The 24,115-nt window shown below is 53.5% G+C and carries 24 protein-coding genes and 2 tRNA genes; 17 read left to right on the forward strand and 9 right to left on the reverse strand.

The window, feature by feature from the left end; all coding sequences use genetic code 11:
- Positions 1-77 precede the first annotated feature (77 nt).
- Entirely contained in the window at positions 78-1,262 is a 1,185-nt protein-coding gene (locus C0560_RS07760) for a NupC/NupG family nucleoside CNT transporter (RefSeq protein WP_100780645.1), read from the reverse strand.
- A gap of 251 nt (positions 1,263-1,513) precedes the next feature.
- Between C0560_RS07760 and efeU the strand changes: the two genes are divergently transcribed.
- From efeU to phoH, 4 genes are all read left to right on the forward strand, one after another.
- Positions 1,514-2,347, forward strand: coding sequence for an iron uptake transporter permease EfeU (gene efeU / locus C0560_RS07765; protein WP_100780644.1), 834 nt, complete (start codon positions 1,514-1,516; stop codon positions 2,345-2,347).
- A gap of 44 nt (positions 2,348-2,391) precedes the next feature.
- The gene (gene efeO / locus C0560_RS07770) at positions 2,392-3,519 is read left to right on the forward strand and encodes an iron uptake system protein EfeO (RefSeq protein WP_100780643.1); all 1,128 of its coding nucleotides are present in this window, start codon (positions 2,392-2,394) and stop codon (positions 3,517-3,519) included.
- 5 nt (positions 3,520-3,524) lie between these two features.
- Positions 3,525-4,808, forward strand: a complete 1,284-nt coding sequence (gene efeB / locus C0560_RS07775) for an iron uptake transporter deferrochelatase/peroxidase subunit (RefSeq protein ID WP_194513309.1) — start codon at positions 3,525-3,527, stop codon at positions 4,806-4,808.
- A gap of 499 nt (positions 4,809-5,307) precedes the next feature.
- Positions 5,308-6,099 carry a phosphate starvation-inducible protein PhoH gene (gene phoH / locus C0560_RS07780; RefSeq protein ID WP_174348619.1) on the forward strand — a complete coding sequence of 264 codons (792 nt, stop codon included), beginning with the start codon at positions 5,308-5,310 and terminating at the stop codon, positions 6,097-6,099.
- 107 nt (positions 6,100-6,206) lie between these two features.
- On the opposite strand, the gene C0560_RS07785 is transcribed toward phoH, so the two are convergent.
- Together C0560_RS07785 and C0560_RS07790 are read right to left on the reverse strand one after the other, a co-directional pair.
- Positions 6,207-6,294, reverse strand: a tRNA-Ser gene (locus C0560_RS07785).
- A 131-nt stretch (positions 6,295-6,425) separates the two neighbouring features.
- Positions 6,426-7,286: a pirin family protein gene (locus tag C0560_RS07790; RefSeq protein WP_100780640.1), complete on the reverse strand. Its 861-nt coding sequence runs from the start codon at positions 7,284-7,286 to the stop codon at positions 6,426-6,428.
- Between the two features lie 111 nt (positions 7,287-7,397).
- Between C0560_RS07790 and C0560_RS07795 the strand changes: the two genes are divergently transcribed.
- Positions 7,398-8,303: a LysR family transcriptional regulator gene (locus C0560_RS07795; protein ID WP_107703893.1), complete on the forward strand. Its 906-nt coding sequence runs from the start codon at positions 7,398-7,400 to the stop codon at positions 8,301-8,303.
- A 57-nt stretch (positions 8,304-8,360) separates the two neighbouring features.
- Here C0560_RS07795 and C0560_RS07800 read toward each other — a convergent pair.
- Positions 8,361-8,448: transfer RNA gene (locus C0560_RS07800), tRNA-Ser, on the reverse strand.
- Positions 8,449-8,680: 232 nt separating this feature from the next.
- Here C0560_RS07800 and ghrA point away from each other — a divergent pair.
- The 4 genes from ghrA (at position 8,681) to C0560_RS07820 (ending at position 11,599) form a co-directional block, all read left to right on the forward strand.
- Positions 8,681-9,619 (forward strand): glyoxylate/hydroxypyruvate reductase GhrA, encoded by a 939-nt coding sequence (gene ghrA / locus C0560_RS07805; RefSeq protein ID WP_248859948.1) that lies wholly within the window; start codon positions 8,681-8,683, stop codon positions 9,617-9,619.
- Positions 9,620-9,704: 85 nt separating this feature from the next.
- Entirely contained in the window at positions 9,705-10,442 is a 738-nt protein-coding gene (locus tag C0560_RS07810; protein ID WP_181827595.1) for a phosphatase, read from the forward strand.
- A gap of 20 nt (positions 10,443-10,462) precedes the next feature.
- Entirely contained in the window at positions 10,463-11,017 is a 555-nt protein-coding gene (locus C0560_RS07815; RefSeq protein ID WP_123429118.1) for a molecular chaperone, read from the forward strand.
- A 96-nt stretch (positions 11,018-11,113) separates the two neighbouring features.
- Positions 11,114-11,599, forward strand: coding sequence for a DUF1097 domain-containing protein (locus C0560_RS07820; protein ID WP_206732568.1), 486 nt, complete (start codon positions 11,114-11,116; stop codon positions 11,597-11,599).
- 45 nt (positions 11,600-11,644) lie between these two features.
- Here C0560_RS07820 and csgG read toward each other — a convergent pair whose 3' ends face one another.
- Genes csgG through csgD form a run of 4 tightly spaced genes read right to left on the reverse strand, consistent with a single transcriptional unit; the run spans position 11,645 to position 13,990 of the window.
- Positions 11,645-12,478, reverse strand: coding sequence for a curli production assembly/transport protein CsgG (csgG, locus tag C0560_RS07825; RefSeq protein WP_100780634.1), 834 nt, complete (start codon positions 12,476-12,478; stop codon positions 11,645-11,647).
- A gap of 26 nt (positions 12,479-12,504) precedes the next feature.
- On the reverse strand, positions 12,505-12,921 hold the full coding sequence (gene csgF / locus C0560_RS07830) for a curli production assembly/transport protein CsgF (protein ID WP_102105558.1): 417 nt from the start codon (positions 12,919-12,921) through the stop codon (positions 12,505-12,507).
- 24 nt (positions 12,922-12,945) lie between these two features.
- Positions 12,946-13,335: a curli production assembly/transport protein CsgE gene (gene csgE / locus C0560_RS07835; protein WP_100780632.1), complete on the reverse strand. Its 390-nt coding sequence runs from the start codon at positions 13,333-13,335 to the stop codon at positions 12,946-12,948.
- Between the two features lie 4 nt (positions 13,336-13,339).
- A complete protein-coding gene (gene csgD / locus C0560_RS07840) occupies positions 13,340-13,990 on the reverse strand; it encodes a biofilm master transcriptional regulator CsgD (protein ID WP_100780631.1) in 651 nt (216 codons plus the stop codon).
- Positions 13,991-14,735: 745 nt separating this feature from the next.
- Here csgD and csgB point away from each other — a divergent pair.
- The 6 genes from csgB (at position 14,736) to C0560_RS07870 (ending at position 18,574) form a co-directional block, all read left to right on the forward strand.
- On the forward strand, positions 14,736-15,191 hold the full coding sequence (gene csgB, locus C0560_RS07845; protein ID WP_100780630.1) for a curli minor subunit CsgB: 456 nt from the start codon (positions 14,736-14,738) through the stop codon (positions 15,189-15,191).
- A 40-nt stretch (positions 15,192-15,231) separates the two neighbouring features.
- The gene (gene csgA / locus C0560_RS07850) at positions 15,232-15,684 is read left to right on the forward strand and encodes a curli major subunit CsgA (RefSeq protein ID WP_100780629.1); all 453 of its coding nucleotides are present in this window, start codon (positions 15,232-15,234) and stop codon (positions 15,682-15,684) included.
- A 60-nt stretch (positions 15,685-15,744) separates the two neighbouring features.
- A complete protein-coding gene (gene csgC, locus C0560_RS07855; RefSeq protein WP_100780628.1) occupies positions 15,745-16,068 on the forward strand; it encodes a curli assembly chaperone CsgC in 324 nt (107 codons plus the stop codon).
- A 114-nt stretch (positions 16,069-16,182) separates the two neighbouring features.
- Positions 16,183-16,503 carry a type 1 fimbrial protein gene (locus tag C0560_RS07860; RefSeq protein WP_100780627.1) on the forward strand — a complete coding sequence of 107 codons (321 nt, stop codon included), beginning with the start codon at positions 16,183-16,185 and terminating at the stop codon, positions 16,501-16,503.
- Between the two features lie 108 nt (positions 16,504-16,611).
- The gene (gene ymdB / locus C0560_RS07865) at positions 16,612-17,154 is read left to right on the forward strand and encodes an O-acetyl-ADP-ribose deacetylase (RefSeq protein WP_100780626.1); all 543 of its coding nucleotides are present in this window, start codon (positions 16,612-16,614) and stop codon (positions 17,152-17,154) included.
- Complete coding sequence (locus C0560_RS07870; protein ID WP_248860261.1) at positions 17,090-18,574, forward strand: phospholipase D family protein; 1,485 nt, start codon at positions 17,090-17,092, stop codon at positions 18,572-18,574. Before ymdB ends, C0560_RS07870 begins: the two co-directional genes overlap by 65 nt.
- A 30-nt stretch (positions 18,575-18,604) precedes the next feature.
- On the opposite strand, the gene mdoC is transcribed toward C0560_RS07870, so the two are convergent.
- Positions 18,605-19,759, reverse strand: a complete 1,155-nt coding sequence (mdoC, locus tag C0560_RS07875) for a glucans biosynthesis protein MdoC (RefSeq protein WP_123429115.1) — start codon at positions 19,757-19,759, stop codon at positions 18,605-18,607.
- Between the two features lie 272 nt (positions 19,760-20,031).
- On the opposite strand from mdoC, the gene mdoG reads away from it, so the two are divergent.
- Positions 20,032-21,567, forward strand: coding sequence for a glucans biosynthesis protein MdoG (gene mdoG / locus C0560_RS07880; RefSeq protein ID WP_100780903.1), 1,536 nt, complete (start codon positions 20,032-20,034; stop codon positions 21,565-21,567).
- Positions 21,560-24,088 carry a glucans biosynthesis glucosyltransferase MdoH gene (gene mdoH / locus C0560_RS07885; protein WP_123429114.1) on the forward strand — a complete coding sequence of 843 codons (2,529 nt, stop codon included), beginning with the start codon at positions 21,560-21,562 and terminating at the stop codon, positions 24,086-24,088. Before mdoG ends, mdoH begins: the two co-directional genes overlap by 8 nt.
- Positions 24,089-24,115 lie beyond the last annotated feature (27 nt).

The raw sequence follows: 24,115 nt of genomic DNA on the forward strand, positions 1-24,115 counted from the left end.
ATTGTTATTATTGCAAGAAAAAGCCGGGTGGCGCTAACGCTGACCCGGCCTGCATATCATCTGTTCGACAAACGGTGTTAAAGCACCAGCCCCGCAAAACTTGCCGACAGCAAGCTCACCAGCGTCGCGCCGTACACCAGACGCAGACCAAAGCGAGACACCACGTTGCCTTGCTTCTCGTTCAGCCCTTTGATCGCCCCGGCCACGATGCCGATAGAGGCAAAGTTGGCGAACGACACCAGGAAGATAGAGAGAATGCCCAGCCCGCGCGGTGTCATTTGACCGGCAATTTTTTGCAGCTCAATCATCGCCACAAATTCATTCGCCACCAGTTTGGTCGCCATAATACTGCCCGCGTTCAGCGCATCACTCAGGGGAATGCCCACTAGCCACGCCAGCGGATAAAATACATAGCCAAGGATCTGCTGGAAGCTCATTCCAAACAGGCTGGAGAAAAGGGCGTTGACGGCGCTAATAAGGGCAATAAAGCCAATCAGCATCGCCAGAATAATCATCGCCACTTTAAAACCGGCCAGAATATACTCGCCCAGCATCTCAAAGAAGCTCTGGGATTCGTGCAGTTTTTCCAGTTTGATTTCCGGCTCGGCTTCCGGGCTTGCCGGGTTAATGACCGACAGAATAATAAAGGTGCTGAACATATTGAGGATCAGCGCCGCGACCACGAATTTCGCATCGAGCATGGTCATATAAGCGCCGACGATCGACAGGGAAACGGTGGACATCGCCGTTGCCGCCATGGTGAACAGACGACGAGACGAGAGATCGCCGAGCACCCCTTTGTAAGCAATGAAGTTTTCCGACTGGCCGAGAATCAATGAGCTGACGGCGTTAAAGGATTCCAGCTTGCCCATGCCATTCAGTTTTGACAGCAGGGTGCCGATCAGACGAATAAAAATCGGCAGAATACGCCAGTGCTGGAGAATACCGATCAGGGCAGAAATAAAGATAATCGGACACAACACGCCAAGGAAAATGAACGCCAGCCCTTTTTCACCCATTCCGCCAAAGACAAAATTGGTGCCCTCCGCGGCAAATTTCAGCAGGGATTCAAAGAAACCGGAGACATATTTAATCACGAAGAGACCGCTTTCGGCGTGCAGGAAAAAGAACGCCAGCGCAATTTCAATCACAATAAGCTGTAAAACATAACGAATACGAATTTTTCGGCGGTCGAAACTCACCAGCCAGGCGAGCGCAAGAATAATGACCAGCGCCAGCAGGAAATGAACAAAGTTATACATTTTGAATTTTCAGCAGGTAAACGAAGCGCTTATTTAGCCATAGGGCACGGGAACCGTAAATGGGCATTTACGTTATAAGTTATATACATAACGGTAACGATCGTAACTATTAACCGGCGATGGATTTACAACTGGTCATCAAAACCTGACACAATTCGCTTGTTTTTCTTTCTGCCGTAATGATAATCACTATCACAGTTATTTACCTTTCTTTGCACCAGTTGACCGCGATAAACATTTAAGGTGTCGGCATGTTTGTTCCATTTCTCATTATGTTACGTGAAGGGCTTGAAGCGGCCTTAATTGTCAGTCTGATTGCCAGCTACCTGAAGCGCACCCAGCGCGGCCGTTGGATTGGTGTGATGTGGATTGGCGTTATTCTCGCCGCCGCACTCTGTTTAGGTCTCGGGATCCTGATTAACGAAACCACCGGTGAATTCCCGCAAAAAGAGCAGGAGCTGTTCGAAGGAATAGTGGCGGTGATTGCCGTGGTGATCCTCACCTGGATGGTGTTCTGGATGCGCAAAGTCTCGCGTAACGTCAAAGTGCAGCTGGAGCAGGCGGTCGATCACGCGCTGCAAAAGGGCAACCACCACGGCTGGGCGCTGATTGGGATGGTCTTTTTCGCCGTCGCCCGCGAAGGGCTGGAGTCAGTCTTCTTCCTGCTGGCGGCGTTCCAGCAGGACGTAGGGATCTGGCCGCCGCTCGGCGCGATGCTGGGTCTCGCCACCGCGATTGTGCTGGGATTCATGCTCTACTGGGGCGGCATTCGCCTGAACCTTGGCGCGTTCTTCAAATGGACCAGCCTGTTCATTCTGCTGGTCGCCGCCGGGCTGGCGGCAGGGGCGATTCGCGCCTTCCACGAGGCGGGCCTGTGGAACCACTTCCAGGACGTTGCGTTCGATTTCAGTAATACGCTCTCCACCCACTCTCTGACCGGCACCCTGCTCGAGGGCATCTTCGGCTATCAGGAAACGCCGAGCGTCAGCGAAGTGGCGATGTATTTCATCTATCTCATTCCGGCGCTGGTGCTGTTCTTTATGCCATCACGCCCCAGTACTCAGCCGTCGCGTACTGCGCCCTGAAGTGCTTCGTGTTGTTTATACATACTTTTAGAAAGGGAAGGGTCATGGCAATTCAATTTCGACGTACTGCATTACAGGCAGGTGTGGCAGCGCTGTTTGCGTATGCATTCTCAGCGGGCGCGGCAGATGTTCCACAGGTGAAAGTCACCGTGAACGATAAACAGTGTGAGCCGATGACCATCACGGTCAACAGCGGTAAAACCCAGTTTATCATTCAGAACCATAGCCAGAAGGCGCTGGAGTGGGAAATCCTCAAAGGCGTGATGGTGGTGGAAGAGCGTGAAAACATCGCGCCAGGCTTTACCCAGAAAATGACGGCTAACCTGCAGCCGGGCGAATATGACATGACCTGCGGCCTGCTGACCAACCCGAAAGGCAAGCTGATCGTCAAAGGCGAAGCCACGGCGGATGCGGCGAAAGGCGAAGCACTGCTGAGTCTGGGCGAGGCGATCACCGCCTATAAAGCCTACGTGACCAAAGAGACCGCAGACCTGGTTGCCGGTACCAAAGCCTTTACCGACGCGGTAAAAGCGGGTGATATCGAGAAAGCCAAATCTCTGTACGCGCCAACGCGCCAGCACTACGAGCGTATCGAACCGATTGCCGAGCTGTTCTCTGACCTCGACGGCAGCATCGACGCCCGTGAAGATGATTACGAGCAGAAAGCCGCCGATCCGAAATTCACCGGCTTCCACCGTCTGGAGAAAGCGCTGTTTGGCGACAACTCCACCAAAGGGATGGAGAAGTACGCGGAGCAGTTGAATACCGACGTGCTGGATCTGCAAAAACGCATTAGCGAGCTGGCTTTCCCGCCGTCAAAAGTGGTGGGCGGCGCGGCTGGCCTGATTGAAGAAGTGGCGGCCAGCAAAATCAGTGGCGAAGAAGATCGTTACAGCCACACCGACCTGTGGGACTTCCAGGCGAACGTTGACGGCGCGCAGAAAATTGTAGACCTGCTGCGTCCGCAGCTGCAGAAAGACAACAGCGAACTGCTGGCGAAAGTGGATGCCAACTTCAAGAAAGTGAATACCATTCTGGCGAAGTACCGTACCAAAGACGGGTATGAGACTTACGACAAATTGACGGACGCCGACCGGAATGCGCTGAAAGGGCCAATCACGACGCTGGCGGAAGATCTGGCACAGCTGCGTGGCGTACTGGGTCTGGACTAAGCATTATGAGTAAACATCACGAAATCGACGTCGCAGAACCGTCGCGCCGTCGATTGTTAAAAGGGGTGGGGGCGCTTGGCGGCGCGCTCGCTCTGGCGGGGGGGTGCCCGGTGGCGCATGCGGCCAAACCGCAAAGCGCGCCGGGAACCCTCTCCCCGAATGCACGCATGGAGACGCAGCCGTTCTACGGCGAACATCAGGCCGGGATCCTGACGCCACAGCAGGCGGCGATGATGGTGGTGGCGTTTGATTCGCTGGCGAGCGATAAAGCGGATCTGGAACGTCTGTTCCGTTTGCTGACGAAGCGGATTGCGTTTCTGACGGCAGGCGGCCCGGCGCCGGAAACGCCGAACCCGCGGATGCCGCCGATGGATTCGGGTATTCTGGGGCCGTTTATCGCCCCGGATAATCTGACGGTCACGGTTTCCGTTGGCGAGTCGCTGTTTGACGCCCGCTACGGGCTTGAGAAACAGAAACCGAAAACGCTGCAAAAGATGACGCGTTTTCCAAATGATTCTCTCGACGCCGCGCTCTGTCATGGCGATCTGCTGATCCAGATCTGCGCCAACACCCAGGATACGGTGATCCACGCCCTGCGCGATATCATCAAGCACACGCCGGATCTGCTCAGCGTGCGCTGGAAGCGGGAAGGGTTTATCTCCGATCACGCAGCGCGCAGCCAGGGAAAAGAGACGCCGGTCAACCTGCTCGGCTTTAAAGACGGAACGGCCAACCCGGACAGCCGAGATGCGGCGCTGATGAAAAACGTGGTCTGGACCACGGCGGATCAGGGCGAACCGGCGTGGGCGGTGGGCGGCACTTATCAGGCGGTGCGCATTATCCAGTTCCACGTGGAGTTCTGGGATCGCACGCCGCTGAAAGAGCAGCAAACCATTTTCGGTCGTGACAAGCAGAGCGGTGCGCCGCTGGGCATGAAAAACGAACACGATGTACCGGATTACGCAAAAGATCCGGACGGCGATACCATCGCGCTCGACAGCCATATTCGTCTGGCGAACCCGCGAACGCCGGAAACCGAGTCCAGCCTGATGATGCGTCGCGGTTACAGCTATTCGCTGGGGGTGACCAACTCAGGGCAGCTGGATATGGGCCTGCTGTTTGTCTGCTATCAGCACGATCTGGAGAAGGGCTTTTTAACCGTGCAGAAGCGGTTAAACGGCGAGGCGCTGGAAGAGTACATAAAACCTATCGGCGGCGGGTATTTCTTTGCTCTGCCGGGCGTGCGCGATAACACCGCGTATCTCGCACAAGGGCTGATCGAAGCCTGATTATTCTCCCCGCCACCCGCGCGGGGAGATTATTTTTTCCTATGACCCTCACTGTTATATTTCTGTCATATTTCTGTATGAGACTGAACTCAGCTGCAGGGCGAGCCTGAAAAAAGTTGCGTTAAGGTAAAAAAGATGTTGCATTTGTGATAAATCCTGATGTACTTAATATAAGACAGCGGTAGTTCCCGGCAGTGATAACGATTCACTATGGAGATCGCGAATGGTTGGGTCCTGTACTGGACAAGTTAAACATAACAACCGCAGCACCCGGCGCGGAGGCTCTGACTCCGGCAGCGATTTCTTCACCACAAAATTCTCCTCCCCAATACCTCAAAAGAACTTATCCGGCGTGCAGAACGGTGCGCGTAGCCGTTTTGCATCGTCATTCCAAAAGGCAAGCAAGGGCTTACAAGGAAGCCAAACCTCAGATGTTCGTGCGCATAATCGCGCTGCCAACGGCGCGTGTGATGAATACCAACAACTCAAGGTGCTATCCATGGGAAGACAAAAAGCAGTGATCAAAGCTCGTCGCGAAGCAAAACGTGTGCTGAGACGGGATTCACGTAGTCATAAACAGCGTGAAGAAGAGTCGGTCACCTCGCTTGTGCAGATGAGTGGCGGCGTAGAAGCAATTGGCATGGCGCGAGACAGCCGTGATAACTCCCCAATTGCCGCCCGCAATGAAGCTCAGGCGCACTACCTGAATGCTATCGAGAGTAAACAGCTGATCTTCGCAACCGGTGAAGCCGGATGCGGGAAAACGTGGATAAGTGCTGCCAAGGCGGCGGAGGCTCTGATTCATAAGGATGTGGACAGAATTATCGTCACCCGTCCGGTATTGCAGGCCGATGAAGATCTCGGCTTCTTGCCCGGCGATATGTCAGAGAAGTTCGCCCCGTATTTCCGGCCTGTCTATGACGTGCTGGTGAAACGCCTGGGGGCTTCTTTTATGCAGTACTGCCTGCGACCAGAGATTGGTAAGGTGGAAATCGCGCCGTTCGCCTATATGCGCGGACGTACATTTGAAAATGCGGTCGTCATTCTCGACGAGGCTCAGAACGTGACCGCAGCGCAAATGAAGATGTTTTTAACGCGCCTCGGGGAAAACGTGACCGTTATCGTCAACGGCGATATCACCCAGTGCGACCTGCCGTCGGGTGTCAAATCGGGCCTGAGCGATGCGCTGGCACGTTTTGTGGAAGATGACATGGTTGGGGTGGTGCGTTTCAACAAAGATGATTGCGTACGCTCGGTTCTGTGCCAGCGCGCACTGCTTGCCTACGACTGAATTTGCTGCTGATGACAAAGCCCGGGAAACCGGGCTTTGCTTTCTGGGGAACCGAAACGACAGACGAAAAAAAAGCCCGCATTTTCATGCGAGCTCTTCTCTAAATATGGCGGTGAGAGAGGGGTTCGAACCCTCGATACGTTGCCGTATACACACTTTCCAGGCGTGCTCCTTCAGCCACTCGGACACCTCACCGTATTGTTTCGCTGCCTGACCTCTCGGGGGCAACGGGGCGCTACTATAGGGAGTTGCGCTAAAACGGTCAAGCAAATTTTATGCCCGAGTGGCTGTTCGGTTAAGCAATAATCACCTCTGCCGGTTTACGCTCACATCTGACCAAAACGACCGGAATTAAAATCACCGATCGCCTCTGCGATCTCGGTTTTGGTGTTCATCACGAACGGACCGTAACCGACAATCGGCTCGTTTAACGGCTCGCCGGACATCAGCAGCACTTTTGCGTCACGGGTGGCCTCAAGGTGCAGTTTATCCCCGCTCTGGCTCAGCACCACCAGCTGGGCTTCACCGGCTTCGGTGGTGCCATTCACTGTGATGCTGCCTTCGACCACCACCAGCGCCGTGCTCCAGCCATCCGGCTGGTTCAGGCTCAGATGACCGCCCTGATGCAAGGCAATGTCCCATACGTTGAGGGGCGAGAAGGTGCGCGCCGGGCCTTGTGTATCGCCATACTGACCGGCAATCACCCGCAGCTCGCCGCTGTTATCGGGCAGCGCCACGACCGGGATCGCCGCTTTGGTGATGCTCTGGTAGCCCGGTGTGGCCATTTTGTGCTTCGCCGGAAGGTTGACCCACAGCTGCATCATCTTCAGCTCACCGCCCTGGCGCGAGAAGGCATCGGCGTGAAACTCTTCATGCAAAATGCCCGCACCGGCGGTCATCCATTGCACATCGCCCGGACCAATCACGCCACCTTTACCGGTTGAATCGCGATGCTCTACGTCGCCGGAATAGACAATGGTCACCGTTTCAAAGCCGCGATGGGGATGCTCACCCACACCGCGTTTCACGCCGTCGCCGGGGAAGACGTGCGGGCCTGCATAGTCCAGCAGCAGGAAAGGGCTGAGGGCTTCGCCGTGAGTCTGGTAAGAGAACATTGAGCGTACCGGGAAACCGTCGCCCACCCAGTGGGGACGCGGTGCGGTATAGACGCCAGTAACCTGTTTCATGTTTTTCTCCTGCTGTTCGGTTGATGTGTATTAGCTTATATTCGACATTAATAACCCGGTAGAGTGTGAAATTAATGCTCACTGTTCCATAAACAGGACGATGGAGGCGAAATGCAGGATCTCAATGATTTTGCGTGGTTTGTGAAAGTGGTGGACCACGGCGGATTTGCCGCAGCAGGACGGGCCTGTGATTTACCAAAATCCCGCCTCAGCCGTCGTATTGCGCAGCTTGAAGAGCGGCTGGGCGTGCGATTAATACAGCGCACCACGCGGCAGTTTACCGTCACCGACATCGGCCATACCTTTTATCAGCACTGCAAAGCGATGCTGGTGGAAGCGGAGGCGGCGCAGGAGGCTGTTGCCGCTTTACAGGCAGAGCCGCGCGGAATGGTGCGCATAACCTGTCCGGTTACGCTGCTACATGTCCATATTGGCCCGATGCTGGCGCGATTTATGGTCCGCTATCCGGGCGTGAATCTGCAGCTGGAAGCCACCAACCGGCGCGTGGATGTGGTGGCGGAGGGGATTGATGTGGCAATTCGCGTAAGGCCACGGCCTTTTGACGATAGCGATCTGGTCTTGCGTGTGCTCGCCGATCGCGGTCACTGTCTGGTGGCGAGCCCGCAGCTGATTGAACGGCTGGGTACACCGACCGCGCCTGCTGAACTCAGCCAGTGGCCCGGACTGAGCATGGGGGCGGGCAAGCAGGTTCACAAATGGGCGCTGACCGGGCCTGCGGGCGCGAAGGCGGAGATCCACTTTACGCCGCGTTATATCACCTCTGATATGCTGGCGCTGCGCGAAGCGGCATCGGCTGGTGTCGGCGTGGTCCAGTTACCGGTTTTAATGGTCAAGGAGCAGCTGGCGCGCGGTGAGCTGGTCAGGGTACTGAGCGAGTGGGAGCCGCAGCGGGAAGTCATTCACGCCGTGTATCCTTCGCGGCGCGGACTGTTGCCTTCTGTGCGCACGCTGGTGGATTTTCTGGCCGAAGAATACGCGCGGATTGTCGAGGAGTAGACCCAAACGACAGACGAAAAAAAAGCCCGCATTTTCATGCGAGCTCTTCTTCAAATATGGCGGTGAGAGAGGGGTTCGAACCCTCGATACGTTGCCGTATACACACTTTCCAGGCGTGCTCCTTCAGCCACTCGGACACCTCACCGTATTGTCATCCCGTTGTTGCTGGGACGGGCGCTAATGTAAGTAAAAGGGGCATCGCCGTCAATCAACTTTTTCAGTTATTTGGCGTGTTTAGATAAAGTTTCAGCAATGTGATTCCTGAATGTGCTGAAAGCGCTTTTTTTATCATCAACACACCCTGCGCAATATTTGTTATCCTGATAATCCTCTTGAAAACACATATAAAACATCGCAATAAAAAGCAGGAGTCATTTATGGATATCATCTTTTACCACCCGACGTTTGTTACCCCTTACTGGATTAAGGCGCTGTCGACAGCCATTCCGGGCGCGCGCGTGCGTGAATGGAAGCGGGGTGATAACGAACATGCGGATTATGCGCTCGTCTGGCATCCGCCGGTGGAGATGTTGCAGGGGCGCAATCTGAAAGCGGTCTTCGCCCTCGGCGCGGGCGTGGATTCCATCCTGAGCAAATTAAAAGCGCATCCGGAAATGTTGCCAGAACATATTCCCCTGTTCCGCCTCGAAGATACCGGGATGGGCCAGCAAATGCAGGAATACGCGGTGAGCCAGGTTCTGCACTGGTTCCGCCGTTTTGACGACTATCAGGCGCTGAAGCAACAATCGCGCTGGGAACCGTTAGCCGATTATCAGCGCGAAGATTTTACCGTCGGGCTGTTGGGTGCGGGCGTGCTGGGTTCAAAAGTGGCGGAAGCCCTTGCGCCGTGGGGATTCCCGCTGCGCTGCTGGAGTCGCACGCGAAAGACCTATCCTGGCGTGGAGAGCTTTGCCGGTCATGACGAACTGCCGGCCTTCCTGAAAGGGACGCGCGTGCTGATCAACCTGCTGCCAAATACGGCAGAGACGGTCGGGATTATCAATCAGGATCTGCTGAACCAACTGCCGGATCAAAGCTATGTGATGAACCTGGCGCGCGGCGTGCATCTGGTGGAAGCGGATCTGCTTAACGCGCTCGACAGCGGTAAGCTGAAAGGGGCGATGCTGGATGTCTACAGCCGTGAACCGTTGCCGGAAGAGAGCCCGCTGTGGGCGCATCCGCGCGTGGCGATGACGCCGCATATTGCCGCTGTCACCCGCCCGGCAGAAGCCGTGGATTACATCGCCCGCACGATAGCGCTACTGGAGCAGGGGAAAGCCGCGACCGGACAGGTCGACAGGCAGCGAGGCTACTAACCGCAACCCGGCTTTTGCCGGGTTTTTGCTGATATTCGCCGGGTATACCTGCTATCCTTGGGGTAAAACATCAGAGGAGAGAGAGATGTATCCCGTAGACCTGCATATGCACACCGTCGCCAGCACCCACGCGTACAGCACCCTTCATGACTACATCGCGCAAGCCAAACTGAGAGGGATTACGCTTTTTGCGATCACCGATCACGGCCCGGATATGGCTGATGCGCCGCACTACTGGCACTTTGTAAATATGCGCATCTGGCCTCGTCTGGTGGATGGCGTGGGGATACTGCGCGGCATCGAGGCGAACATTAAAAATACGGACGGCGAGATCGACTGTACTGGCCCAATGCTCACCTCTCTGGATCTGATTATCGCCGGTTTTCATGAGCCGGTGTTTGCTCCTCAGGATAAAGAGACCCACACTCAGGCGATGATCGCGACGATTGCCAGCGGCAACGTCCACATTATCAGCCACCCTGGCAACCCGAAATTCCCAATCGACATTCAGGCGGTCGCCCAGGCGGCGGCAAAACACCGCGTGGCGCTGGAAATCAATAACTCCTCCTTTACCCACTCGCGCATTGGCAGCGAAGCTAACTGTCGTGCAGTGGCGGCGGCGGTGCGTGATGCTGGTGGAATGGTGGCGCTGGGCTCTGATTCCCACACCGCCTTTACGCTGGGGGAATTTGGCGAGTGCCGGAAAGTGTTGAATGAAGTCGGGTTCCCGGAAGAGCGTATTCTTAACGTTACCCCGCGTCGGATGCTGGATTTCCTCGAATCGCGTGGCATGCCACCGATCGCTGAATTTGCTGAACTTTAATACAGTCATGGAATAAATAAATGAACGAGTTTTCAATCCTTTGCCGCGTACTGGGCACCTTGTACTATCGCCAGCCGCAAGATCCGCTGCTGGTTCCGCTCTTTACGCTGATTCGCGAAGGTAAGCTCGCGGACAACTGGCCGCTGGAGCAGGACGAGCTACTGCAACGCCTGCAAAAGAGCTGCGATATGCAGCAGATTTCGGCGGATTACAACGCCCTGTTTGTGGGCGAAGAGGGGCGCGTTTCACCGTATCGCTCTTCCTGGGAAGAGGGGGCGACGGAATCTGAAGTGCGCGCGTTCCTCTCCGAGCGCGGTATGCCCCTGAGCGATGCGCCTGCCGACCATATCGGCACGCTGCTGCTGGCGGCCTCGTGGATTGAAGATCACGCCGGTGAAGATGAAAGCGAAGCTCTGGAAACGCTGTTTGGCGATTACATTCTCCCCTGGTGCGGTGCTTTCCTCGGTAAGATTGAAGCCCACGCCACATCTCCTTTCTGGCGCACCATGGCACCGCTGACCCGTGAAGCGATCTCCGCCATGTGGGACGAATTACAGGAAGAGAACGAAGAGTGATTTAAATCACATATTCAATGTAACGATACATTTTGATTTGAACAAAATGTGCTCGTGATCTCATTTCACTGGCGCGTATCTGATAAGATGCGCGCCATGAATATATTACTTTCCATTGCCATTACGACAGGGATCCTCTCCGGAATCTGGGGATGGGTTGCCGTGTCTTTGGGACTGCTCAGCTGGGCGGGTTTCCTCGGCTGTACCGCCTACTTCGCCTGTCCGCAGGGCGGACTGAAAGGGCTGTTTATCTCGGGCTGCACCATGATGAGCGGCGTTGTCTGGGCATTGATTATCATGCACGGCAGCGCGCTTGCGCCGCATCTTGAGATCGTCGGCTATATGATGACCGGCGTAGTGGCTTTTTTGATGTGCATTCAGGCAAAACACCTGCTGCTCTCTTTTGTTCCTGGAACTTTCATTGGCGCATGCGCGACCTTTGCCGGGCAGGGCGACTGGAAAATGATTATTCCGTCGCTCCTTCTGGGACTGGTGTTTGGCTACGCGATGAAAAACAGCGGACTGTGGCTGGCGGCCCGGCGAGAGCGGGCGCAGGAAAACGGCACGGTATTGAGCAAATAAAAAAGCGAGGCCTTAGCGCCTCGCTTTTTCGTTGTGCTTTCTGAATCAGGATTCTGGAGGCACCGACATTTCGCGGTATTTCACCAGCACCTCATTTTTCACGTCATTTTTATTCTGCAGATCCCACAGTCCACGATCGATCCCGTCGTTAATCAGGAAAATAACCCCTGTTTCGATGGCCGACATCAGACACATCATCACCGGTTCATTCGAGGTGTAGCCGATTTCACCTTCCAGCAGACGCTGGTAGTCGATGAAGCGGAAGACACCGGCCTGAACTTCATAGGAGAGAATCGTTTTGCTGGTGGTGACCGATGACAGCACTTCACCGGTGCTCACGTTAACCACGCGCAGGTTGACGGCAATCTGGTCGAGCTGATACTGCGTGTCCGCTCCGATACCGAAATAACGCGCCCCAACACCGCCCGATTTCACGTTACTTTCGTAGCCGATAATCGAGCCTTCAACCATAACGTTTGCGGCAACCAGCGACTGCAACGGTACGCGGTTATTAACCTCAACGGTGCCGTTTTCCTGTGCTGCACGAATGATTTTGCGTTCGTTCAGCAGGTTTTGCAGCCCCTGGCGTTCCAGAGGAATAAACCAGCGTGAATCCTTGAGCGCAGTCACCAGCATGGCGGTGGCACTTTGTGGAACAGCCGTCGAGAAGTTACTTGCCGGATACGGTTTGAACTGGCCCGTTTCATCCTGAATATTATAAACCGAGACAAATATCTTACCGGTCGGTGCCGGCAGATGCGTCAGGTCGCGATAGCTTTGCGCCCGGGGCATCAGCGTGGGTTTAGCGGCTTCTTTAGGTGGAGCAGTTAAACAACCGCTCAATAAGCACACTGCAACAAGAATCAGTAAGCGCTGCATGATTGTTGTCCTTATTTCGTGGTTGTTTAAAAATCAGTTGAATCGGTTGCGAGACCCGATACCTGAATGGTGGACGTTTTGCCCGTTTTCCGGTCGGTCACATTCAGCTGCAGTTGCCCGTCTTTATTGGCAATATCGACAATAAAATCGTTGGTCACCATGCGGCCTGGTTTGCCGGTATTAATATTCGTGAGCAAGCCACCTAATATTTGCGACTGAATAGCCTGAGTGAAGTTATCCAGTGCAGACGGTGTTTCAATACCAAAGTCATCGTTATAGCTGGGGTCTTTATAGGAGTTTTGGGCCTGGGCTTCATTGAGCATAAAAGCCCCGTTATTTGGATTGCCACCAAAGTTTGGGTTACGGAACTGGAAAGTCATATTCCCGGCCCAGCTTAACGGTGCAATCAGCATTAACGAAATCACTGTGTGTGCGAGACGCATTACAGCCTCCGGAGATTAATATCGCTAGAATTCATCTTTTGCTAAATCGCCAGTGCTCAGTAGAGCCTTATCGATTTGCAGACGATTTACCGCTTCTTCAGTTTGTGCCAGTGCAAAACTGATGTTTTTGTCAAAGTCTCTTTTCGTTGGGAATAAAAATGTCTGGTACACCACGTCCTGATTAACCGTTATGGTGATCCAGCTTCCCCATCGAGCACTGGGTCGCTCATTGATTGTTAAGTTGCCAGGATAATCACTTTCCCATTTGTCGCTAAATGCCCGATAAAAATCGTGGCCGATAGATGAGACGGTGTGGTCAGTTAATAATCCGGGCACTTCCACTTCAACAGCGTGAAGATTTCCGGCAGCGAGCAGAAAGCCGACTGCCGCGATCCAACTCGACGTGCGTTTCATGTTATTAACGCCTGAGGTTATCGTTTGCCCATGAAACAGCCTGAGTCCTGTTTTTAACAGCTATCTTCTTGAAAAGATTATAGAGATGTGTCTTCACTGTATTTTCGCTGATAAATAACGAACGGGCGATTTCAATATTTGAAGAACCAATGCGTAATTTATTCAGAATCTCTTTTTCGCGATGCGTCAGCAAAGCCGACTCTGAACTGTTATAGCGATAATTTCCGGAGTGAGTGATGAGGTAGCTGGCCAGTTTCTGTGAAAAGTAACACTCTCCACGCAAAATACCCTGCAACCCTTCCACCACACGCGTCTCGTCTTCAGTGACGTAAAAGACGCCGTTGATATGCGGCCAGCTTTCAATATCCCGGAAAGGATACTCATCAGGTGTATTCAATAATAACACGCGGATATTATTGTTTTTCCTGCTTAAGTTATCCTGCCAGTAATGGATAAGCTTTTTATCAGCTTCCATCATATCGAAGAGAATGATGCTGCCAGGAGCAATATCATCATAAGAACGTTGAATATTGTGCAATTTCCCGTTCAATGACAGAGACTGCTTCAAATGTTGTAATAAGGCTGTCGCTTGTAAAGAAGGCTTTGTGATCAACAGTAATGTATGACCATGTAAACTATGGACTTCATTAAACATGATGAAACCCCACTTTTTTATAACACCTGGCAGCTGTCCCCCGATATATTCGGGGGACACCAGAAGTACTGACAGATGTTGCACTGCTGTGTGTAGAATCAGACCATAACCTCCAGGAGGAGGTAAATATTAAAAATAATTCGTACTGCTGATTTCAATCTAGCTATTACGATTTTTAAATCAAGTGTTAATGGTGTAACGGAATGTAAAAATTGATATTAATTTGTGAATTTGAAGCGTTTTAAAAGTTCAGTAATGATAAAAAAGTTGTACATGATAATAATGCTGCACACATTTTAAAAATCATACAAATTATTGCAATCAGTTGATTTTAATATCAATTGATTATTTTGTGTTTACTCGTAACAGGTATGAGTGAGATGAAAAGTCTAAGACTTTGCATGCTAACAGAAAGCTCTTAAGAAATCGTACGTCTTGTGACAGAGGTGTCGCGGAATGTTGTCGGCGAAGCGCGAAGGGCAGACGCGACGGGGGCGATAAGCGCTTCCTTAACGAAGCGCAAACAGGCTGTAAAAATAATATTTAAAAAACTAACTTACGCTGCCGACTGGTAATTTTGGCATTAATTAATACTTTGAGGTGACCCATTAAATAAAAATAACACTCGCGGGTGAGATATTTAAATTGTTTCGGTAGACATACTCTTCATCGTAACGCGGCGTTAACAAAAAACGAATCGCGTTAACACCAAGCCATTTATTTATTACCAGGTCCAGGTGACAACATGAAAAACAGAACGTTATTTATGATGTTTACATTACTGGGTGCGCCTGGGTTAGCGATCGCGGCAGGTCCGGATTTGGCAGTCTCGGAATATAACTTCGCGATTAATGAATTAAGCAAGTCTTCATATAATCAGGCAGCCATTATTGGTCAACAAGGTTCAGGTAATAATGCTGACGTTCGCCAGGGCGGTTCTAAATTACTGTCCGTTGTTTCTCAGGATGGCGGGAACAACCGAGCGAAAGTTGATCAATCAGGGACTTATAACCTCGCTTATATCGATCAGTCCGGCAACGGCAATGATGCGAGTATTAAGCAAGGGGCTTTTGGTAATACCGCGATGATTATCCAGAAAGGCTCGGGTAACAAAGCGAATATTACCCAGTATGGTACGCAAAAAACAGCAGTTGTAGTACAGAGACAGTCGCAAATGGCAATTCGCGTTATCCAACGCTGACTATTTACGACGACTTAAATCAATCCGATGGGGGTTTACCATGAAACTTTTCAAAGTGGCAGCAATTGCAGCAATCGTAGTTTCTGGCAGTGCTCTGGCTGGTGCGGTTCCACAATATGGCGGCGGCGGTGGTGGTTGGGGTGGCGGTAATAGCGGCCCGAACTCAACTCTGAGCATTTACCAGTACGGTGGCGGCAACTCAGCTGTTGCCTTGCAAACTGACGCTAAAAATTCTGACCTGACTATTACTCAGCACGGCGGCGGTAACGGTGCTGATGTAGGACAAGGTTCTGATGACAGTTCCATTGACCTGCTGCAGAAAGGCTTTGGTAACAGCGCAACCCTCGATCAGTGGAACAGTAAAGACTCCACCATCAGTGTTAAACAGTTCGGCGGCGGCAACGGCGCGGCAGTGGACCAGACCGCTTCCGGGTCAACTGTAACTGTGCATCAGGTTGGCTTCGGCAACAACGCGACTGCGCATCAGTATTAATTTCGAATCTGTACTACAAAAAAACAGGGCATTTGCCCTGTTTTTTTTCGGGAGTTTATCATGCACACCTTATTACTCCTTGCTGCGCTCTCGAGCCAGATCACCTTTAAAACCACCCACGACGGGGATATGACCACCATCATTCCTCAGGTTATTTTGACTGAACCCTGCGTGTGTCAGGTGCAAATTATTTCTTCTCGGGAAGGGCTTGGGGGACAAAGTACGTCTAGCCAGCGCAGCACCCTCTCTATTCCCGCGAATCAACCGATCGATTTAACCCGTCTGAGTCTGAATATTAACCCTAAAGATTCCGTGAGAATTGTCGTTAATGTCTCTGACGGGCAATCGCTTCATTTATCGCAACAATGGCCGGGTTCTGAATGAAATATTCACGAAATCAATATATTGGATAATTTGGCGGTTCCCAATGAATGTTTCTATGATTTGAATAAGGAATGCGTGACCCCTCAAGGATGATTTCTCATTGAGGAGCCAACCATGGCAGCGTCCATAGTAAAAAGTATTATTTCAGCAGGTATTGTTGTTTTATCGGCACTGACTCCAGCATTAGCTGCAACCACGGTTAACGGCGGTGTGATTCATTTTAACGGGTCGATTGTGGAAGACCCGTGTGAGATTTCACCACAGCATAATCAGTTTGCGTTGTCATGCCCGCACGAAGGACGCGTGCAAACCACCCAGGTAAGTTACGGTGATGCCCTGCGGGGACATAACCCTTACCCAGATGTCGCCACGGTAAGTATGAAATATATCAATCCGGAAAAAACGTTGGCAGTGTTATTAGTCAACTATCGCTAGGCCAGAGCCCTCCCGTTTCACGACCGGAGGGCTTTTCTTATCAATTACTTCTTCCCAACTGACCGCTGCTATACACTTAACAAAGAGATCGGTAGTAGAGGGTTAGATATGAGACCGCACATTGAAGTTGTCCTCGGGGACATCACCACGCAGCACGTTGATGTCATTGTCAATGCCGCCAATCCATCCTTGATGGGCGGTGGCGGTGTCGACGGTGCCATTCATCGTGCCGCCGGGCCACAGCTGCTGGAAGCCTGTAAAATTGTTCGTCAGCAGCAGGGTGAGTTAGCGCCAGGACATGCGGTGATTACGATTGCAGGCGATCTGCCTGCCAAAGCAGTTATTCACGCGGTAGGCCCGATCTGGCAGGGCGGAGAGCATCATGAGGCGCGAAGCCTGGAAGATGCCTATCTGAATTGTCTGCGTCTGGCGGCCGCCAATGGCTATCAAACTATCGCCTTCCCGGCGATCAGCACCGGTGTCTACGGTTTTCCCAAGGCTGCTGCGGCGGCCATCGCGGTGACGACGGTTTCAGACTATCTCACCCGCAAGCCGTTACCGGAACGGGTATACTTTGTTTGCTATGATGACGAAAATGCCCGACTTTACCAACGACTCCTTACCCAGCGAGGAGAGGATCTCGACGCATAACACGCGACTCGGGCGTGCTATCGCGCCCGTCAATGCCGAACATCCGGGGATGTGTGGGCTGCTTCCTCTGGATGACAGCCTGGACGCGTTTGCCTGCCGCTACAGGCTTGCAGAAATGGCCGAGAAGACGCTGGATGTGCAGTACTACATCTGGGAAGACGATATGTCGGGGCGTCTGCTGTTTTCCGTGCTACTCGCTGCGGCATCGCGCGGCGTGCGGGTCAGGCTCTTGCTTGACGACAACAATACGCAGGGACTGGATGCTATCCTGCGCTTGCTTGATTCCCATCCCAATATCGACGTCCGGCTGTTTAACCCTTTCTCTTTCCGCACCCTGCGCGCGCTGGGTTATCTCACCGATTTCGCCCGACTTAACCGCCGAATGCACAATAAAAGTTTCACCGTCGACGGTGAAGCGACCATTGTGGGGGGCCGAAATGTCGGGGATGCCTATTTTGGGGCAGGGGAGGCGCCGCTCTTTTCCGATCTGGATGTGATGGCCATCGGGCCTGTGGTGGCGGATGTCACGGACGATTTCGAACGCTACTGGAACAGCGCCTGCGTCTCGCCCCTGAAGCAGGTGCTTGAGCTGTCGGAGGAGGAGATTGAAATGCGTCTCCATCCGCCGGAAGAGTGGTATCAGAATGACATTACCCAGCGGTACCTGGATAAACTCGAGTCCAGCCAGTTCATCACCCGGCTTGAAGCGCGCAATTTGCCGCTTATCTGGGCGAAAACTCGTCTGCTCAGCGATGATCCGCGTAAGGGGCTAGGGCGGGCGAAGCGCCATTCCCTGCTGCCACAGCGTCTGCTGGATGTTATGGGCTCGCCGGTGGAACAGATCGATATTATCTCGTCCTATTTTGTCCCGACCCGCGCCGGCGTCGCGCTACTGCTGCAAATGGTGCGCAAGGGCGTCAAAATCGCGATTCTTACCAATTCACTGGCGGCAAACGATGTGGCGGTGGTGCATGCGGGGTATGCCCGCTGGCGCAAAAAACTGCTGCGTCACGGGATTGAACTCTACGAACTGAAACCGACGCAGGATTTTGTCCCAGGCCTTCGGGACCGCGGCCTGACGGGGAACTCCGGGTCAAGCTTACATGCCAAAACCTTCAGCATTGATAACGAAAAAGTGTTTATCGGCTCGCTGAATTTTGATCCGCGCTCGACGATGCTGAACACCGAAATGGGGTTTGTCATTGAAAGCGAAACCCTGGCGCGCCTGATCCACCGACGTTTTCTGAAAAGTCGTCAGCATGAGGCGTGGCAAATCCGGCTGGATAAATTCGGGCGTTTAAACTGGGTGGAGCAAAAAGAGGGCGATGAGATTGTCCTCAAGAAAGAGCCGAAAACGCGCTTCTGGCAGCGGGTGCTGGTGCGGCTCGCCTGGTGGCTGCCGGTGGAGTGGCTGCTGTAGACGCGCCGGAAGCCCGGCGCGACGGGGACGTTAAGCAGCTTTGACGCTCTCCGCTTTGTTTTGTGGTTTACCGGAAAACAGGAAACGCAGCAGGGGAATTCGCAGATGAATTTCGTACAGCAGGATGGCAATCCCCACTACAAACACCAGACCGGTGAAAAAGCCTAATGCGTTAGAACGAATGTGCGGGGTGATATATGCACCAAAAAAGAGCGTCAGCGGATGGTGAACCAGATAGATAAACAGCGACGCGTTGACGAAATAGGTCACCCGCGCGGATTTAAAGTTCAGCAGGCGATGCCCCAGCGCAAAGACCACGTTCACCATCCATAGCCCCAGCAGCATCGTAATCACGCTTTCTGTTTCGTACATCCACGCATCGCCACTCCCATAACGCTGATTGAGCAGATAGGCCGCAAATGCCAGGGCTGAACCGACGGCGCACCATGGCGATGGCGTGGTGAACAGCGCTTTGAGCTTCGGTGAGATGAACGCCAGCGCACCCAGCATAAAGAAGGGGATGTAGAACAGGGTTTGCATCACGACGAAGTTAAACAGCCCATCGCTCAGTACTGGCGGATAAACCATAAACAGAATACGGCGAATCGCGCCGTAAGCGATACCCAGCACCAGGAAGAGCAGGGAGAGCTTGCCATAGGTGAGGTGGGGGAAATGCGATTCGTGATGTCGGCTAAGATGGCGGCGCAACTTGCTGAAAATCCATAGGCTCACGGTCGTCATCACCACCAGCACCAGCAGGAACCACAGGTGCGAAACCAGCTCCCAAACCAGGGTGTTGTATTTCTCATACAGCGACAGATTTTGCCAGTTATCCGCTTTGCCTTTTACGTACTGCAACATGATGAACTGGGGCAGTGTCAGCAGCGGGATGGCGGTCAGCATCGGAATGCCGACGCGCTCGACGCGCACTTTCCACCAGCGCTTCATCGGATAGCGCAAAAACAGCATGTAGGAGAAATAGCCAGAAATGACGAAGAACACCTGCATGCGGAAGGAGTGAATAAAATCGTTAAACAGTGTCAGCCACCATGAGGGCTCTATACTGTTAACGTGCCAGGTGTGGCTGGAGTAAATCAGTGAGATGTGAAATGGGATCCCCAATAGCATCAGCCATGCCCGGATCGAGTCGAGGAAATATTCACGTTGTACAGGTACAGTGGTCATATAACTTTGTGCATTCTCAGACTTTTCGCCTTATCCATAAGGCTAATAGTGGTTACATTCGAAGCCAACCCTACACCAAGACCGACACCCTGTCTCCAGGATAAGCACGCAAAGTGAAGAGTGGGTTCTTCTCGTTGCTTAATCCATGAGCCAGCCGCTGAACAAAGCAGTGATAATGTTGTCGGATTGCCTGAATTTCCAGTAAAATGGATCGGATCGAATTAAGCACACAAAGGGGGAAGTGCTTACTTATTATGAAACATAAACCACAAATGATGAAAATGCGTTGGTTAGGTGCAGCAGTATTGTTGTCACTGTATACCTCTTCTGCATGGTCTTTTTCCATCGATGATGTCGCAAAACAGGCAAAATCGCTGGCCGACAAAGGCTATGAGGCGCCAAAAAGTAACCTGCCCTCCGTTTTCCGCGACATGAAATATGCGGACTATCAGCAGATCCAGTTCAATCACGATAAAGCGTACTGGAACAACATTAAAACCCCGTTCAAGCTTGAGTTTTATCATCAGGGTATGTATTTCGACACCCCGGTTGCCATCAATGAGGTGACGGCCACTGCGGTGCGTAAGATCAAGTACAACCCAGATTATTTTAATTTTGGCGATGTGAAACACGATAAAGACACCGTTAAAGACCTGGGATTTGCAGGCTTTAAAGTGCTTTACCCCATCAACAGCAAAGATAAAAACGACGAAATTGTCAGCATGCTGGGGGCCAGCTATTTCCGCGTGATCGGTTCCGGCCAGGTTTACGGTCTCTCTGCGCGTGGTCTGGCAATCGACACGGCGCTGCCGTCGGGTGAAGAATTCCCGCGTTTTCGTGAGTTCTGGATCGAGCGTCCAAAACCGACGGACAAACGCCTGACTATCTACGCACTGCTGGACTCCCCGCGTGCGACCGGTGCCTACCGTTTTGTGATCATTCCAGGTCGTGACTCGGTTATCGACGTGCAGTCCAAAGTTTACCTGCGCGACAAAGTGGGCAAACTGGGCGTTGCGCCACTGACCAGTATGTTCCTGTTCGGGCCGAACCAGCCCTCTCCTGCGACCAACTTCCGCCCGGAACTGCACGACTCCAACGGCCTGTCTATTCTTGCGGGCAACGGCGAGTGGATCTGGCGTCCGCTGAACAACCCGAAACACCTGGCGGTCAGCAGCTTTGCGATGGAAAACCCGCAGGGCTTTGGTCTGCTCCAGCGCGGTCGTCAGTTCTCTCGCTTTGAAGATCTCGACGATCGTTACGATCTGCGTCCAAGCGCCTGGGTCACGCCGAAAGGGGATTGGGGTAAAGGGAAAGTCGAGCTGGTTGAAATTCCAACCAACGATGAAACCAACGACAACATCGTCGCTTACTGGACGCCGGATCAGCTGCCGGAAGCCGGCAAAGAGATGAACTTCAAGTACACCATCACCTTCAGCCGCGATGAAGACAAACTGCATGCGCCGGACAACGCGTATGTGATGCAGACGCGTCGCTCAACGGGCGATGTGAAGCAGTCGAATCTCATTCGCCAGCCTGATGGCACCGTGGCATTTGTGGTCGACTTCGCCGGTCAGGATATGAAAAAACTGACGCCGGATACGCCTGTCACGGCGCAAACCAGCATCGGTGACAATGGTGAAATCGTTGAGAGCACCGTGCGTTACAACCCGGTAACTAAAGGGTGGCGTTTAACCCTGCGCGTAAAAGTGAAAGATCCTAAACAGACCACTGAAATGCGCGCTGCGCTGGTCAATGCCGATCAGCCGCTGAGTGAAACCTGGAGCTATCAGCTACCTGCCAATGAATAATACATCTGAATATATCGATGCCATGCCGCTGACAGATATTGAGAAAGCGGCGCTGCCTAAGAGCGACATCCGCGCGGTTCATACCGCGCTGGATGGCGAGCATCACGAATTTAATCGTGATGACGATACGCCACTGGGATCCGTCAAGGCGCGTCTGGAGCAGGCCTGGCCGGATTCGCTGGCAGAAGGGCAGCTGGTTAAAGACGATGAAGGGCGCACCCAGCTGCAGGCTATGCCGAAAGCGACGCGCTCTTCCATGTTCCCGGACCCGTGGCGCACCAACCCGGTGGGCCGCTTCTGGGATCGTCTTCGCGGTCGCGATGTGGCACCGCGCTATTTGTCTCGCCTGACCAAAGAACAGCAGGCGTCTGAGCAGAAGTGGCGTACCGTCGGCACCCTTCGTCGTTACACCCTGCTGGTTCTGACCCTGGCGCAAACCGTGGTCGCCACCTGGTACATGAAAACCATCCTGCCTTATCAGGGCTGGGCGCTGATCAATCCGGCCGACATGGTAGGACAGGATCTGTGGGTCTCCTTCATGCAGCTCCTGCCGTACATTCTGCAAAGTGGGATCCTCCTGCTGTTTGCGGTGTTGTTCTGCTGGGTCTCCGCCGGTTTCTGGACCGCGCTGATGGGCTTCCTGCAACTGCTGATGGGGCGTGACAAATACAGCATTTCAGCGTCGACGGTCGGGGATGAAGCCTTAAATCCCGAGCACCGCACTGCGCTGATCATGCCTATCTGTAACGAAGACGTTGACCGCGTATTCGCGGGCCTGCGCGCGACCTGGGAGTCTGTAAAGGCGACCGGCAACGCCGAGCATTTCGACGTCTACATCCTGAGCGACAGCTACAACCCGGACATCTGCGTGGCTGAGCAAAAAGCGTGGATGGAACTCATCGCGGAAGTGCAGGGCGAAGGGCAGATTTTCTACCGTCGCCGCCGTCGTCGTGTGAAGCGTAAAAGCGGTAACATCGATGACTTCTGCCGCCGCTGGGGTAATCAGTACAGCTACATGGTGGTGCTGGACGCCGACTCCGTGATGACCGGTGAGTGTCTGACTGGCCTGGTGCGTCTGATGGAAGCGAACCCGAACGCCGGGATCATTCAGTCATCGCCGAAAGCCTCCGGTATGGACACGCTGTATGCGCGCTGTCAGCAGTTTGCCACCCGCGTATACGGCCCGCTGTTTACCGCCGGTCTGCACTTCTGGCAGTTAGGTGAATCCCACTACTGGGGCCACAACGCCATTATTCGTGTACAGCCGTTCATCGAACACTGTGCGCTGGCACCGCTGCCGGGCGAAGGCTCGTTTGCAGGTTCCATTTTGTCTCACGACTTCGTGGAAGCTGCGCTGATGCGCCGAGCAGGCTGGGGCGTGTGGATTGCCTACGATCTGCCTGGCTCCTATGAAGAGCTGCCGCCGAACCTGCTGGATGAGTTAAAGCGTGACCGCCGCTGGTGTCACGGCAACCTGATGAACTTCCGTCTGTTCCTGGTCAAAGGGATGCACCCGGTTCACCGCGCCGTTTTCCTGACGGGGGTCATGTCTTATCTGTCTGCGCCGCTGTGGTTTATGTTCCTGGCCCTGTCGACCGCACTTCAGGTTGTCCATGCCCTGACCGAACCGCAGTACTTCCTGCAACCGCGCCAGCTGTTCCCGGTATGGCCGCAGTGGCGTCCTGAACTGGCAATTGCGCTGTTTGCATCAACCATGGTGCTGCTGTTCCTGCCTAAGCTGCTGAGTATCATTCTTATCTGGTGCAAAGGATCGAAAGAGTTTGGTGGCTTCTGTCGCGTGACGCTTTCCCTGCTGCTCGAAGTGCTGTTTTCCGTGCTGCTGGCCCCGGTACGTATGTTGTTCCACACGGTGTTTGTGGTCAGCGCGTTCCTGGGTTGGGAAGTGGTCTGGAACTCGCCGCAGCGTGATGATGACTCCACGCCGTGGAGCGAAGCCTTTATGCGTCATGGCTCGCAGATGCTGCTGGGTCTGGTGTGGGCTGCCGGAATGGCGTGGCTGGATTTACGCTTCCTGTTCTGGCTGGCGCCGATTGTGTTCTCGCTGATCCTGTCGCCGTTTGTCTCCGTGATTTCCAGCCGTTCAACGGTAGGGTTACGTACCAAACGCTGGAAACTGTTCCTGATCCCGGAAGAGTACTCCCCGCCGCAGGTGCTGGTGGATACCGACAAGTATCTGGCAATGAACCGCAGCCGCTCGCTGGACGATGGCTTTATTCACGCGGTGTTTAACCCGTCGTTTAACGCCCTGGCCACCGCAATGGCAACGGCGCGTCACCGTGCAAGCCAGGTGCTGGAGATCGCCCGCGATCGCCACATCGAGCAGGCGCTCAACGAAACGCCGGAAAAACTGAACCGCGACCGCCGTCTGGTGCTGTTAAGCGATCCCGTGACAATGGCGCGTTTGCACTACCGCGTATGGTCCTCTCCGGAGAGATACTCTTCGTGGGTGAACTACTACTCGACGATAAAGCTGAACCCGCTGGCCCTGAAGGCGAAGTAAGCCGAACGAAAATAAAAATACCGGCCA

Source organism: Lelliottia sp. AC1 (assembly GCF_023278595.1).
GTDB lineage: Bacteria > Pseudomonadota > Gammaproteobacteria > Enterobacterales > Enterobacteriaceae > Enterobacter > Enterobacter nimipressuralis.